Annotated in this window: 12 protein-coding genes and 1 pseudogene; 8 read left to right on the top strand and 5 right to left on the bottom strand. The window is 65.2% G+C overall.

Features of this window, described 5'->3' with window-relative positions; all coding sequences use genetic code 11:
• The first annotated feature begins 158 nt into the window (after positions 1–158).
• Both OC450_RS25230 and OC450_RS25225 read left to right on the top strand, forming a co-directional pair.
• Complete coding sequence (locus tag OC450_RS25230) at positions 159–710, top strand: cytochrome b (RefSeq protein WP_262048864.1); 552 nt, start codon at positions 159–161, stop codon at positions 708–710.
• Between the two features lie 161 nt (positions 711–871).
• Positions 872–1,513, top strand: a pseudogene (locus OC450_RS25225) (glutathione S-transferase family protein).
• 13 nt (positions 1,514–1,526) lie between these two features.
• Here the strand turns inward: OC450_RS25225 and OC450_RS25220 are convergent.
• Both OC450_RS25220 and OC450_RS25215 read right to left on the bottom strand, forming a co-directional pair.
• Positions 1,527–2,333, bottom strand: coding sequence for a Crp/Fnr family transcriptional regulator (locus tag OC450_RS25220; protein ID WP_211385223.1), 807 nt, complete (start codon positions 2,331–2,333; stop codon positions 1,527–1,529).
• Between the two features lie 263 nt (positions 2,334–2,596).
• The gene (locus OC450_RS25215) at positions 2,597–3,709 is read right to left on the bottom strand and encodes a SecDF P1 head subdomain-containing protein (RefSeq protein ID WP_262048863.1); all 1,113 of its coding nucleotides are present in this window, start codon (positions 3,707–3,709) and stop codon (positions 2,597–2,599) included.
• A 248-nt stretch (positions 3,710–3,957) separates the two neighbouring features.
• Between OC450_RS25215 and OC450_RS25210 the strand changes: the two genes are divergently transcribed.
• Positions 3,958–5,865 (top strand): acyl-CoA synthetase, encoded by a 1,908-nt coding sequence (locus tag OC450_RS25210; protein WP_262048862.1) that lies wholly within the window; start codon positions 3,958–3,960, stop codon positions 5,863–5,865.
• Positions 5,866–5,920: 55 nt separating this feature from the next.
• On the opposite strand, the gene OC450_RS25205 is transcribed toward OC450_RS25210, so the two are convergent.
• Positions 5,921–7,093 (bottom strand): M20 aminoacylase family protein, encoded by a 1,173-nt coding sequence (locus tag OC450_RS25205; protein WP_262048861.1) that lies wholly within the window; start codon positions 7,091–7,093, stop codon positions 5,921–5,923.
• Positions 7,094–7,638: 545 nt separating this feature from the next.
• Between OC450_RS25205 and OC450_RS25200 the strand changes: the two genes are divergently transcribed.
• Positions 7,639–8,223: a TetR family transcriptional regulator gene (locus tag OC450_RS25200; protein ID WP_211385219.1), complete on the top strand. Its 585-nt coding sequence runs from the start codon at positions 7,639–7,641 to the stop codon at positions 8,221–8,223.
• Positions 8,224–8,232: 9 nt separating this feature from the next.
• On the opposite strand, the gene OC450_RS25195 is transcribed toward OC450_RS25200, so the two are convergent.
• Entirely contained in the window at positions 8,233–8,883 is a 651-nt protein-coding gene (locus OC450_RS25195) for a response regulator transcription factor (protein ID WP_211385218.1), read from the bottom strand.
• A 7-nt stretch (positions 8,884–8,890) separates the two neighbouring features.
• Positions 8,891–10,261 carry a sensor histidine kinase gene (locus tag OC450_RS25190; RefSeq protein WP_262048860.1) on the bottom strand — a complete coding sequence of 457 codons (1,371 nt, stop codon included), beginning with the start codon at positions 10,259–10,261 and terminating at the stop codon, positions 8,891–8,893.
• Positions 10,262–10,461: 200 nt separating this feature from the next.
• Between OC450_RS25190 and OC450_RS25185 the strand changes: the two genes are divergently transcribed.
• The 4 genes from OC450_RS25185 (at position 10,462) to OC450_RS25170 (ending at position 13,383) form a co-directional block, all read left to right on the top strand.
• Positions 10,462–11,247, top strand: coding sequence for a MotA/TolQ/ExbB proton channel family protein (locus OC450_RS25185; protein ID WP_211385216.1), 786 nt, complete (start codon positions 10,462–10,464; stop codon positions 11,245–11,247).
• Entirely contained in the window at positions 11,244–11,930 is a 687-nt protein-coding gene (locus OC450_RS25180; RefSeq protein WP_211385215.1) for a hypothetical protein, read from the top strand. Before OC450_RS25185 ends, OC450_RS25180 begins: the two co-directional genes overlap by 4 nt.
• Entirely contained in the window at positions 11,923–12,528 is a 606-nt protein-coding gene (locus OC450_RS25175) for a hypothetical protein (protein WP_211385214.1), read from the top strand. Before OC450_RS25180 ends, OC450_RS25175 begins: the two co-directional genes overlap by 8 nt.
• Positions 12,529–12,642: 114 nt before the next feature.
• Positions 12,643–13,383, top strand: a complete 741-nt coding sequence (locus OC450_RS25170; RefSeq protein WP_211385213.1) for a metallophosphoesterase family protein — start codon at positions 12,643–12,645, stop codon at positions 13,381–13,383.
• Position 13,384 lies beyond the last annotated feature (1 nt).

Genomic DNA, 13,384 nt, shown 5'->3' with positions numbered 1-13,384 from the left:
ACCTTAAGGGAGCCATGGTTACCATTCGGTTTTTGGGCGGTTTTGCGGCGGGACCCGATTTGGAACGATTCAATTTCACGATTGCCGCCTGTTCCCGTTATCAGCAGCCGTATTGCGGTGCGCACAGGGACAGGCCCGCAAAACTCCGGAGAGCCGACATGATCAGAAACACCAATGCTGGCTGGGGTAGCGTTTCCCGGTGGATGCACTGGATCCTGACGCTGACCATCATCGGCATGATCGGCTTCGGCTGGTGGATGAACCACATCCCGGCGCGGCCCGACCGCTTCTTTTACCGCTCGATCCACGCCGATATCGGCTATGTGATCCTGCTGCTGACCATGCTGCGCCTGGTCTGGCGCCTCATCAACCCGACGCCCGCCATGCCGGCCGATACCTCGCGCTGGCAGAAGGTTGCGGCCCATATCAGCCATGGCGCGCTCTATCTCGCCGTCATCGTCGTGACCCTGCTCGGCTGGGCGCATTCCGGCGCGCACGCGCCGGACTACTCGGACTTCTTCGGCCTGTTTCACGTACCGCAATTCACCTCTCCCGACCGTGCGGCGGCGGGCGCCTATGAGGACCGCCACATCCTCTTTGCCTATGTGCTGCTCGCCTTGATCGCGGTTCACGTGATCGCGGCCCTCTGGCATCACTTCATCCGCCGCGACCGCGTCGTGGCACGGATGGTGACAGACGAGGCGGCGTAGGGCGGCTCGCGTTTCAGTTCGATCCGTCATCCTTCGAAGACCGCTGAAGAAGCGGCCACTTCAGGGTGACGGAGAGGAATGACATTGCTTCTACATCGCAATGACGGGATATGATGCGGCGTCACCACTGATCGAGCCTACGTTACGTCGCAGGAGGCCTCATGCTCACCGTCCATCATCTCGGCAAGTCGCAATCCGAGCGCATCGTGTGGCTCTGCGAAGAGCTCGAACTTCCTTACGAGCTGAAGCGCTATACCCGCGACTCCGTGACCATGCTGGCGCCGTCCGACTACAAGGCGCTGCACTCGATCGGGGCGGCGCCGGTCATCACCGACGGTGACCTTGTGCTCGCCGAATCCGGCGCCATCGTCGATTAGATCATGGCCAAATACGGTAAGGGGCGCCTCGTGCTCGGCCCTGATGATCCTGACTTCGCGCAGTTCCTGTACTGGTTTCACTTCGCCAACGGCACGCTGCAGGCCGGCATGGGCCGACTGATGATCCTGAACCGCCTGAAGCTCGCCGAGGACAACCCGATGCTGGTCGCGACCAGGGGGCGCGTCGACCGCGCCTTCGATCTGGTCGATGCGCGCGTTCGCAACGCCGAATATCTGGCCGGCAGCACCTTCACCACCGCGGATATCATGATGGGCTTCTCGCTCACCACGATGCGCTACTTCCAGCCCTACGATCTGTCGCGCTGCCCGAACGTGGTCGAATATCTCGGCCGCATCGGCGCGCGTCCGGCCTACCAGCGGGCGATGGAGAAGGGCGATCCGGGCATGGCTCTGCTGCTGAGCTGAGTGGCGTCGGCGATCATGCGATTCGGTTCGTCGTGGCCGCCCGCTCGCTCGCCAGCTGCTTCTGCAGGCGGTCGATGTTTTGCAGCAGGCGCTGGCTGGTGAGCACCAGGAAGTAATAGCCGAACTGCGGATCCTGGAAGTAGATCTCGAGCAGCCGGTCATAGGTGATCGTCAGCACCTGTCCGTCTTCGATGCATTCGATCGTTCCGGTCCGCCGGTTGTCAGGCGTGAGGAAACCAAGCTCCCCCATGAGAGCTCCGGGGCCGATCTCGACTTTGATCTCCTTGACCAGGAATTTTCCTGTGACCGTGAGGAGCATCTCTTTGGCAGGATCGCCCAGTTTGAACAGTGTGTCCCCGCGGCGATATTTGCGTTCGGTCATGAACGGCTTGAGCCATTCGATCGACATGTCGCCTTCGGCGGCATGACGCGCCTTCTTGACCAGCTTGAGCATCTGCCGCAGGCGCAGGGCGTTGATCGGAAGCAAGAGCAGATACAGCAGGAACGTCGAGACGTTGGCGGAGAGCGCGCCGAAAACGGCGAAGAACCCGCAGCCGATCATGTTGGCGACGCGCAGCGGCACCATCGTCCGCATCAAGAGGGTGGCGACGAAGAAGCCGGCGCCGACCGCGGCGAACAGATTGGCCAGCGTGATGTTCTGGACAAAGATCTCCAGCATCCGATTGAAGATCGAGTCGTAGGTGACGTTGTTCGGATCGAGGCCCATCTGGACCAGGATCTTCGCGATCCTGAGATTGTCCGTCGCCGCATCGAGAATGCGGTCGAGGATCGCCGAAATGTCTGCGCTGCCGGACGGCATGGTACTATCCCCGCGTAAGGCCTTCAGTCCTGGTCGGTCTTCTCGACACCTATAGCCGAAATCGAATGACGACCGCTTGAATGAAGCCTCCGGCCGTCATGCCGCAAGAGGCAAATTTTAGCCTGATCGGTGATTTCGGCAATTGCCCGTTTGGCTGCTTGCATGCCGTAACATGCCGCGATTCGGCGCCCCGGATGCGAGTCCCGGCGTCGTGGATGGACCTCGGCGCTGCCGACGGGGCGGGGGCGTGACGATCTCCGGCTTTAGGGCTTGGCGGCGGGTTGCACGACCTGCTGGTCGACCAGGCCGAGGTGTCCCGGCAGCGAACCGGCGCGCAGCAACATGGCGACGCTATTGGCTTCCTCCAGGGTGAAATTGCCGGAGATCTGGCCCGAACCGCCGGTGATGGGCTCGCGGATCACGGGGGCGGAGATCACCTTGCCGTCGAGCACGATGGCGAAGGGCCTTCCGATGTTCTCTTCGGTGACGTGGGCGAAGCGCCGTGTGCCGCGGCCGTTGAAGCGGAACGAGGCGATTGGGTCCTTCGTGCCGCTCGCAAACCCCGGGGCGGCATAGCTGATGTCGTCGCCGTCGAGCGCGCTGTCCCTGGCGACCAGATAAAGGCTCTTGTCCTTGAAGCCGGACAGGACTTCCGTGCCTGCCGGCGGCGTGCCGGATTGCGCCTGCTCCGCTGGCATCGACAGGTCGATCAGACGGAAGCTGACCTTGACCCTTCTGGCGAAGACCGCGGTCACGCGCTCGGGCTCCATCATACCAGGCAGGAAGATGCGGATTCGGTCCTGCCCGTCCGGCAGGACGCTGGCGAGCTGGATGCCGGCGTCCTTCAGGCGCTGCTCGATCATGGCGATGGAATCTTCGACGAATTCGTGCAGCCGCGCCGCGGCTGCGCCATCGGTCGGCGCGAGCCTGACCGGTCCGTTGCCGCCGTCGGTCACGGTCAGCGCATGCGACGGCAGTCCCTCCGCGGCTGACGCCAACTTGCGCGCGAGTTGCTCGCGGCCCTTGGCGTCGGCGATCTTCAACTCGACCCCACCGTCGCGGATCGCAAGACCGGAGAAGGCGATCTTGCCCTCGCGCAGGGCCTTGTAGACGTCGTCGCGCAGATCCGTGACGACGCTCTCGCGCAAGCCGTCGGTGTCCACCTTGTAGACGATGCGCGAGCCGCCCAGCTTCTCCATCTTGTCGGCGACGAAAGCCGCGATCTTGGCGCGCATCCTGTCGAACTGGCTGTCCTCGGCGATCGCAGCGCGGGGAAGCGAAATCGTCGAAGCCACGATGATCGACGTCATGACCCCCGATGTCATGGCGAGCGCGACAATCAGCCGTGAGACGCGATCCCGCAGGGGCGTGTTCATGATCACCTCAGGTCTTGCGGCAGGACGCTGCCAAGCGAGTCCGATGCCAGTTCTTGGTCCCCGGATCGGGCGCGGAGGTTCAAAGGCCTCCAGGCCGGGTGCTGCCACCGTGACCGTTAGGTCATGGACGAACGCCAAATCATGCATCATTCTGTCCGCGCTCGACCGGCCGTCGGTCGAGGCCTTGCCGAACCAAAATGTCAAAAGACAGGGGGCGGGGAAATGCATCTGAGGGAGGACGGAATTCCATGGCGGGCATCTACGCGCTCGATCGCTTCATTGGCGACGACTATCCGGATCTGGCGACGGACGCGGAGGTTCGTGCCTTCGAACAGGTCCCCTACGCCGAGCGCGTCGCGGCCGAGAGCACCTATGACGCGATCAGGCTGGGTGCGGCGCGCAATCCCGACGCGGCGGCGATCCAGTTCCTTCAAAATGCCGATCCCGCCGACACGCCGGTCGTGGTGACGTACCGCGATTTCGTCGCGCGCGTCACGCAAGCGGCCAACATGTTTCACGCGCTCGGTGTCGAAAAGGGCGACGTCATCAGCTTCATGCTGCCGCTGGTACCCGATGCCTTCGTGACGTTGTTCGGCGCGGAGGCCGCCGGCATCGCCAATCCCGTCAATCCGCTCTTGGAGCCGCACCAGATCGCGGAGATTTTGGAGGCCGCGAACACAAGGATCCTGGTGGCGCTCGGGCCGATGCCCGGCACCGACATCTGGCAGAAAGTCGAGCAGATCAGGCCGCAGTTGAAACAACTCAAGGCGATCGTGCAGGTGTTCGGCGGCGGCGATCCGGCGAAGGGAATCTATGCCTTCAGCGACCTGATCAAGCAGCAGCCGGCGGACCGGCTTGTCAGCGGACGCAAGATTTCCGGCAGCGACATCGCCGCCTATTTCCACACCGGCGGCACGACCGGCACGCCGAAGCTGGTGCGGCACACCCATGCCAACCAGGTCTATCAGGCCTGGGCGCTCAACCTGCTGCTGAAGTCAAGGCCGGGCGCCAACATGCTGTTCGGCATGCCGCTGTTTCACGTCGGCGGCTCGCTGACGCAGGTGCTGCTGACGCTGTCGGCCGGCGGCTCGCTGGTGGTGCTGTCTCCGAGCGGCTGGCGCAATCCCAACTCGGTCAAGAACATCTGGGGGCTGGTCGAGCGCTTCAAGCCCGAGGCGCTGTCGAGTGTGCCGACGGTGCTTGCCGCAACGCTCGCGGTGCCAACAGGCAATGCCGACATCTCCAGCCTGAAATATGCCGCCGGCGGCGGCTCGGCGATTCCCGTCGCCGTGGGTTCGGCGATCCAGGACAAGCTCAAGCTGCCGGTGGTCGAGGTCTACGGCATGACCGAGACCTCGAGCGTGCACACGCTGGCCTATCCGTCGCGGCCGATCCGGCTCGGCTCGGTCGGCCTTCCCATGCCCTATGCGCGTGTGCGGATCGTGCAGCTCGATGCCGATGGCAGGCTGATCCGCGACTGCGCGCCGGACGAGATCGGCGTCGTCATCATGGCCGGGCCCGGCGTGTTCGGCGGCTATCTCAACGACGAGCACAACAAGGGGGCCTTCGTCGACGAGGTCTGGGTCAATTCCGGCGATCTCGGCCGGCTCGATGCCGACGGCTATCTCTGGATCACCGGCCGCGCCAAGGACCTCGTCATCCGCGGCGGCCACAACATCGATCCGGCGCCGATCGAGGAGATCATGTTCCGCCATCCCGCGGTCGGCTTTGCCGCGGTGGTCGGCCAGCCCGATGCCTATGCCGGCGAACTGCCGGTGGGATACGTGCAGCTGAAGCCGGGCGCGACGGTCGAGCCGGGCGAGCTGGAAGCCTGGGTGCGCGAGCGCACACCGGAGCGCGCCGCCGTTCCGGTGCAGGTCATCCCGATCGATCCGATGCCGGTGACCGGGGTCGGCAAGGTGTTCAAGCCGCAGCTGCGATGGGACGCCGCGCAACGCGTGTTCACAAAGGTACTGACGCCCATCATCGAGCGCGGCATCGATTGCAAGGTGAAGGTCGGCGCACATGGCAGCCACGGCTCGATCGCCACGGTGACGCTTGCAGGCCTGCCGCCGGACCAGCGCGAGGTCGTCGCGGGCGAGGTGCACACGCTGCTCGACCCGTTCGTGATGCGGCACGAGGTGGTGCAGGGGTAAGCGCTATAGAGAATTGCAGGGTGGCGTAGCGAAGCGTACCACCCTGCAACCCGCGCTACCCCGTCGGCATCCGCGTCTCGATCAGCCGCACCCAAAACGACGCGCCGTGGCCGAGGATGTTGTCGTTGAAGACGTAGGCCGGGTGGTGGCACTCGTTGCCGTCGCCCATGCCGACCAGCACCATCGCGCCGGGACGTGCCTCCAGCATGAACGAGAAATCCTCGGCGCCCATCATCGGAATGAATTTGTCGTTGACGCGTTCGGCGCCGACGATGTCGCGGGCGACGTCGGCGGCGAGGCCGGCTTCGCGCGCATGGTTCATCGTCACCGGATACATCCGCGTGTATTTCGTTTCCGCCGAGCCGCCATAGGCGCGCGCCACGCTTTCGGCGACCTCGCCGATGCGGCGCTCGACCAGATCGCGCACTTCGGGATCGAGCGTGCGCACGGTGCCGCCGAGCTCGGCGACCTCCGGAATGATGTTGAAGGCCGTGCCGGAATGAAATTGCGTGATCGAGATGACGGCCGATTTGAGCGGATCGACGTTGCGCGCGACGATCGATTGCAGCGCGCCCACGATCTGCGAACCGATCAGCACGCTGTCGACCGATTTGTGCGGACCCGCGCCGGCGTGGCCGCCCTTGCCGTGGACCGTGATCTGGATGTTGTCGGAGGAGGCGAGCATCGCGCCGGGCGTGGTCGCGAAATGGCCCTCGGGCAGGCCCGGCATGTTGTGCATGCCGTAGACTTCCTGGATGTTCCAGCGCGTCATCAGCCCGTCCTCGACCATGGCCTTGCCGCCGCCGCCGCCTTCCTCGGCGGGCTGGAAGATCATGATCGCAGTGCCGTCGAAATTGCGCGTCTCGGCGAGATATTTGGCGGCGCCGAGCAGCATGGCGGTGTGGCCGTCATGGCCGCAGGCGTGCATCTTGCCGGCGACCTTGGAGGCGTAGGGCACGCCCGAGGTCTCCATGATCGGAAGCGCGTCCATGTCGGCGCGCAGGCCGATGGTCTTGCCGGAGGCTGATTTCCGGCCGCGGACCACGCCGACCACGCCGGTACGGCCGATGCCCGTCACCACCTCGTCGCAGCCGAATTCGCGCAACTTGTCGGCGACGATGCCGGCGGTGCGGTGGACCTCGTAGAGCAGCTCCGGGTTCTCGTGGAAGTCATGGCGCCAGGCGGCCATTTCGTCGGAGAGGGCGGCAATGCGGTTGACGATGGGCATGGGGAGGGTCCGTTTCTTATGATGAGCTTCTAAGGTGGGTGAGCGTACCGTAACCCTCCGCCGTGTCACAGGAACTTGTCGATCAGGCCGGCGAGGTGCACCAGCCCGCAGCATGACCCGGGGCGCGGCACGGCAAGCGGGCCACCAGCTCCGGGTCTCAAAAATTAACTGTCAATCACGGATCATTGACTGACAGATATTGAAATCTGTCAGCGAGACGTGTATATCCGTTCCCGGACGCTCCGATTGGGCGTCCCGCGGCCACCCCCGGAAGCCCCGAGATCCGAAACAAATACGGTTCGAAGGGCGAAATTGAAGAGAGGGGACCGCGGACGAATGGAGACTTAAGACAATGACGACCGAAATCATCAATCTGACCGGGACGATTGGGCATTGGCTCAATTTACTGGTCGCGCGCCAGATCGCGGCGCAGGCTGCAAAACTGCCTCATTAAGGCGAGAGCTTTCCGAAACGACCGGCACGGGCGCTTCGGAAGCAGCTCCATCGCCGGGTAACTGGGCCCTCAACGGGAACAAGGTGCTGGCATGAATGAAGCCGTTATCCTGACGCCGGAGCGAATCCTCGAAGTCACCGAGGACGTGCTGCGGCGCTACGGACTTGCCAAGGCCACCGTGGTCGACGTTGCCCGTGCGCTCGATGTGAGCCACGGCAGCGTCTATCGCCATTTCCCGAGCAAGGCCTCGCTACGCGAGGCCGTCGCCAAACGCTGGCTGGATCGCATCGATGCGCCGCTGCTGGCGATCGCCGAGGAGCAGGGGCCGGCACCGGCGCGCCTCGACCGCTGGCTCCGCACGCTGTTCGAAGCCAAGCGTTCGCGCGTGCTCGACGACCCCGAAATGTTCGAGACCTATCTGACGCTGGCGCGCGAGGCCTGCGCGGCGGTCAAGTGCCACAAGGACACCATGATCGACCAGATCGGGGCGATCCTGTCCGACGGCGTGAAGCAGGGCGTGTTCGCCGTGGACGACGCCAAGGTCACGGCGCGCGCGATCTTCGATGCCACCGTCCGCTTCCACCATCCGGCCCATGCCGACGAGTGGAAGGATGCGGACTTGCCGGCACGCGTCGATGCGACGCTGGCGCTGGTGCTGCGCGGGTTGAAGGCTTGACGCTCCCAGCTAAATCTTCGTGAGCCCGCAAGCCGCGGCCAGCCGCACGAGCTGCGCGTCCGTTCGCGCGCCGGTCTTGGTCTTGATCAGATAGTGATAGTTCTGCACCGTCTTGACGCTGAGATTGAGGTGCGCGGCAATCTGCTCGGTCGTCGCGCCGCCGGCGAATTGGCGCACGATCTCGATCTCGCGCTCACCGAGTTGATCCAGCACTGAACCCGCCGACAGGCTGTCCTCGGCCAGGATATGCGCGATGTCGTCGCTCATGGCGCGTTCGCCGCGGGCAACGCTGCGGATCGCGGTCACGACGGCGGACGGCTCGCTGCTCTTGGTGACGAAGCCGGAGGCACCGGCACTGAAGGCGGCTTTCACCAGCACGGCCTCGTTGTGCATGGTGAAGACGAGGATCCGCGCCCGCGGGCTGCGCGCGCGGATGTTGCGGATCGCTTCCAGCCCGCTCGCGCCGGGCATCGAGATATCGAGCACGACGACATCGGGATCGTGGGCCTTGAAGGCGACGTAGGCATCCGCGGCGTTGTCGGCTTCCGCCACGACGCGCAGATCGCCCTGGCTCTCCAGCACGCGCCGGTAGCCCTGCCGTACGATCGGATGGTCGTCGACCAGCAGCACGGAGATTCCTGTTGCCGCAACTTCGCTCATCCCGGCCTCACGCGGCGAGCGGGATGGTGGCGGCAACGCTGAGGCCGCCTCTCGCAGGCAGGATCGACAGCGATCCGCCCGCCGCCGCGATCCGCTCGCGGATGCCGGTGAGGCCGAAGCCGGCCGACTGCGCCACGCGCGCCGCATCGCCGCCACCGTCATCCTCGACGTGGACCAGGAGCATGTCGTCCTCGCCCGTGCGCCGCTCGACGCGCAGGGAAATCTCGCGCGCCGCGCCGTGGCGGAGCGCGTTGGTCAGGCATTCCTGCGCGACGCGATAGACGGTGACGGCGGCCGGGCCGCTGATGTCGGTGAGGTCGCCCCTGAGATCGAGCTGGATCGTCGGCCGCGCCGCGCTCTGCGAGCGCCAGCTGTCGACGAGATTGACGAGGCTTGCCTCGAGCCCGAGCTCCTCGGGCAGGGGATTGCGCAGCCGCTTCAGCGCATCGCGCAGCGAGGCCATCAGATGATGGGTCGCCTGCGAGATCATGCGGGCATCCTGCGCAATGTCGTTGTCCCGGCTTTGCTTCGTGATCGCGGTCTCGATGGTGTTGGCGAAAGCGAGAATCGCGGAAAGATTTTGCCCGAACTCGTCGTGCAGCTCGCGGGCGAGCGCGCGGCGTTCGTCGGTGCGGATCTCGATCAGGCGTCTTGTGAGTGCCGCGCGCTGTTCGGTGGCTTCCTCCAGCCGGCCGCCGAGCTCGCCGACGGCGCCCCCGATCATCGCAAGCTCCATCGAGCGGAAGCGCGGCAGCTTGGTGCGGTACTGGCCGCGCGCCATGCGCTGCAATGCGATCACGATCGTGCGCGCCGGCGCCAGTGCATGCGCGATCGCAAGCGAAGCCAGGAGCGCGATTGCCGCCGCCATCAAAAGCGCGACGTCGATCACGTTGAGGATGTACTCCCAGGCGAGCAAGATGGCTGCTGCTTCATCCGGCGTCGCGACCACCGTTCCGGCGGCCGCCGCCCGGGGACTGACCGGCCGTATGACTTCGGCGTGGCTGCCGAGGAAAGTCGGCACGATCGATGCGAACCAGCGCGGCGGCGTCTTGCCCAGCCCCTCGCTCTGGCCACACAGCGGCCTTTCGAATGCAATGGTCGGCTGGAACTCGACGCAAACGCCGGCCGAGATCAGCTTCATGGTCTCCAGCGTGCGCCACTCCGGAACCGGCAAAAGCTGCTCGCGTGTTCTGCTGCTGCGCAACAAGAATTCGCGCCAGTACAGGGCCTGAAGCGCCTGCGCGACCCGCTGCGCCGAAGCCGCAGTCGCCCGGTCGACGCTGCGATAGGCGTCGAACGTGGCCCAGACGGTCGCAGCGCCAAGACAGAGCGCGACGATGAGAAGCAGACGGGCGACAAGCTGGAGCACGAGGCGCATGCGATCATCCCCGACATTTGGTAGGGTCAGCCTAACAACGCCGCTGCGCCTTGCCAATTGCAGGGTTTGGCAGAGTGGCAGCTCGGGCAAATTTCCCAAGCCGGATTGGGCATGGCTCTTTGGACCGGGTGCGGCGGCTTTGATCTATTGGATGTGGAATCGTTGCGGGACCAGTCCCTGCAAGCCGGGAGCAGCGCAGCATGAGTTCGATGACGATTGGACCGATCGCGGGGCCTGCTGCCGACCCATCCGAGCGCAGCGCGCTGCTGTTCTGGATGATCTTCACCGGGCTTTCTATCTTCGCCGTCGTGCTGCTGTGGCGGTTCGGCCTGATCCGTCTGATGCTGACCTCGGACCGGACCTACATTTCCAGCGTGATCGCGCTGCTCTATGTCCTCACCTGCGGCCACTGCTTCCTGCGCACGCGGGCGATCGCCCGTGAAGGCGCGGCGGCGCGGCGCTGCCGCGCGGTGCTCGCGGCACCCGACGGCAGCAAGGCGCTCGATGCCGGAGCGAACGTGTTGCCGCGCGGGCTGGTCCGGGACCACATCGAGAGCCTCGTGACGAAAGCGACCGCGCAGGATTTCCGGCCGGTCGACCAGACGCTGCTGCTGCGGACGCTCGCCGATCGGCTGCGCGGCTCCAACGGCTTCGGGGCCTTCGTCTCGGATACGCTGATGAAGCTCGGCCTGCTCGGCACCATCATCGGCTTCATCATCATGCTGGCGCCGATCGCGGGGCTGGATGCCGCCGATAAGGTCGCGATGCGTTCCTCGATGGGGCTGATGAGCGATGGCATGGCGGTCGCGATGTACACGACGCTCGCGGGCCTCGTCGGCTCGATCCTGGTTCGCATCCAGTACTACATGCTGGATGCCGCGACCCAGCGGGTGTTCTCGGATGCGGTGGTGCTGACCGAGACCTATGTGACCCCGGAGCTGGAGCGCAAGGGGGCTGGAATCAAGGGCGCCGGAACCCCGTCATGATGGATGATTTCGGCCTCTATCCGCGCGAGGAGCCGTTCGATCCGCTGGGCGTGATGCTGTTCAAGGCGCTCCAGGTGATCGCGTTCCTGTTCTTCCTGGCACTGCTCGCGGTCTCCCCGGACGCCAAGGACGGCAAGATCGATTCCAAGGCGGAGTTCATGATCACGCTGGACTGGCCGGACAGTCACCCCGACGATCTCGACCTGTTCGTGCAGGATCCCGCCGGCAACATCGCCTGGTATCGCCACCGCGAGGCCGGCTTCCTGACCCTCGACCGCGACGACCGCGGCGGGGCCAACGACTTCATCATGGTCGCCGGCAAGAAGATCGCTTCCCCCATCCGCGAGGAGATCGTCACGGTGCGCGGCATCGTGCCGGGCGAATACACCGTCAACGTCTCGCATTTCGCCGCAACGACCGGCGAGCCTGTGACGGCCAATGTGAAAGTACAAAAACTCAATCCGACGGCGCAGGTGGTGTTCGACAACAAGTTCACGCTCGACCACACCGGCGACGAGAAGACCGCGGTGCGGTTCCGGCTCGATGCCGAGGGCAAGGTCGTCAATGTGGACCAGCGGCCGAAATCGTTGCTGGAGACGTTCCGCAGCGGCTGGCGCAACGGCGCCGATCTCGATCCGAACACCGGGGTGAGCAGGAACGCTGCGAGGGTGCGCCGTGACTAGTCTGCAGACGGTCATCCTGACGCTGTCGATCGCCTACGCCGTGATCGGCGCGCTGCTGCTGGTCGTGCTGGTCTATGCGCGGCTGCACTGGTCGCTGAAGGCGGTCGCGGTGGTCGTGACCAGCGCCTTCTATGTCGTCAGCTTCACCGAAATGCGCGGGCTGCTCGGCTGGGCGAGCGCCGACCGGTTGCCAACCTCGTTCAAGCTGCTGCAGGCCCGCATCGTCGAGCCGCATTCGCTGGAGGGCGATCCCGGCTCGATCTATCTGTGGGTCGAACAGCTGGATGAGGACAATCGCCCCAGCGGCATCCCCCGGGCGTTCCGCGTGCCCTACGACGACAGGCTGGCCGACAAGACCCACGCCGCGCAAAACGAGATCGCGGCCGGCCATCTGCAGGGCGGCCGCGCGGCAGATTTCGGTGGCGGCGAGGGCTCGCTGATCGACATGGTCCGGGAATACGTGACGCCAAAAACCATCCTGGAGACCAGTGGCGGCGATTCCTCGACCGGCGAATTCAACGCTCCGCCCGCCGGCGCGCAAGGCATCGCGTTCACCCCGCTGCCGCCGCCCCGGATGCCGCCGAAGGACGAGCAATAGGCTCTTCACCATCGCCGCAGAGGCGCGCTGGAAAACCGCGCCGCGCTGGCGCATGTTGACCTCCCTCAATTTGGCCTTATCGGCTTTCGATAAGAACCTGAGGGTGGAGGGTGTGTGCTTCTCGCGGTCTTCTCGGATATCCACGGCAACCGGCAGGCGCTCGAGGCGTGCCTGAAGCTCGCACGGGCGAGAGGGGCGGAGCGATTCATCCTGCTCGGGGATTTCGTCGGCTATGGCGCCGATCCGGAATGGGTCGTGGATACCGCGATGGAGCTGGTTGCGCAGGGCGCCGTCGCCGTGCGCGGCAATCATGACCAGGCGGTCAATTCCTCGGCCGAGACCATGAATGCGGAGGCTCAAGTCGCGATCGAATGGACCCGCGGCCGGCTCGATGCCGTGCAGCGGCGGTTCCTGGCGGAGTTGCCGATGCTGGTGCAGGACAGCGACCGTCTGTTCGTGCATTCGGAAGCCTCCAGCCCGCAGCGCTGGCACTATGTCCGATCGACGGCGGATGCCGCCAAGAGCCTGATCGCGACGCCCGCCCATGTCACGTTCTGCGGCCACATCCATCGTCCGGCGCTCTACTCGATGTCGGTGACGGCGAAGATGACGAGCTTCGTGCCCAAGACCGACGTCCCGGTGCAGCTCCTGCGCGGGCGGCAATGGCTTGCGGTGCTCGGCTCGGTCGGCCAGCCCCGCGATGGCGATCCATCCGCGGCCTTCGTGCTGTTCGACACGGTCTCGTGCCAGATCACCTATTGCCGCGCGCCCTATGACATCGAGACGGCCGCGAACCGGATCCGCGAGAACGGCCTGCCGCATTGGCTCGCCGACCGGCTGTCGCAGGGGCGCTAGA

This window comes from Bradyrhizobium sp. Bra78 (assembly GCF_024519855.1).
Classification (GTDB): Bacteria; Pseudomonadota; Alphaproteobacteria; order Rhizobiales; family Xanthobacteraceae; genus Bradyrhizobium; species Bradyrhizobium japonicum_G.
Note: the sequence above shows the minus strand (reverse complement) of the source record. Positions and strands in the feature narration are given on the sequence as shown.

Coding starts and splice junctions, on each gene's coding strand:
- OC450_RS25230 (WP_262048864.1), top strand. CDS start 159: ATGATCAGAAACACCAATGCTGGCTGGGGTAGCGTTTCCCGGTGGATG.
- OC450_RS25220 (WP_211385223.1), bottom strand. CDS start 2,333: ATGCCGTCCGGCAGCGCAGACATTTCGGCGATCCTCGACCGCATTCTC.
- OC450_RS25215 (WP_262048863.1), bottom strand. CDS start 3,709: ATGAACACGCCCCTGCGGGATCGCGTCTCACGGCTGATTGTCGCGCTC.
- OC450_RS25210 (WP_262048862.1), top strand. CDS start 3,958: ATGGCGGGCATCTACGCGCTCGATCGCTTCATTGGCGACGACTATCCG.
- OC450_RS25205 (WP_262048861.1), bottom strand. CDS start 7,093: ATGCCCATCGTCAACCGCATTGCCGCCCTCTCCGACGAAATGGCCGCC.
- OC450_RS25200 (WP_211385219.1), top strand. CDS start 7,639: ATGAATGAAGCCGTTATCCTGACGCCGGAGCGAATCCTCGAAGTCACC.
- OC450_RS25195 (WP_211385218.1), bottom strand. CDS start 8,883: ATGAGCGAAGTTGCGGCAACAGGAATCTCCGTGCTGCTGGTCGACGAC.
- OC450_RS25190 (WP_262048860.1), bottom strand. CDS start 10,261: ATGCGCCTCGTGCTCCAGCTTGTCGCCCGTCTGCTTCTCATCGTCGCG.
- OC450_RS25185 (WP_211385216.1), top strand. CDS start 10,462: ATGAGTTCGATGACGATTGGACCGATCGCGGGGCCTGCTGCCGACCCA.
- OC450_RS25180 (WP_211385215.1), top strand. CDS start 11,244: ATGATGGATGATTTCGGCCTCTATCCGCGCGAGGAGCCGTTCGATCCG.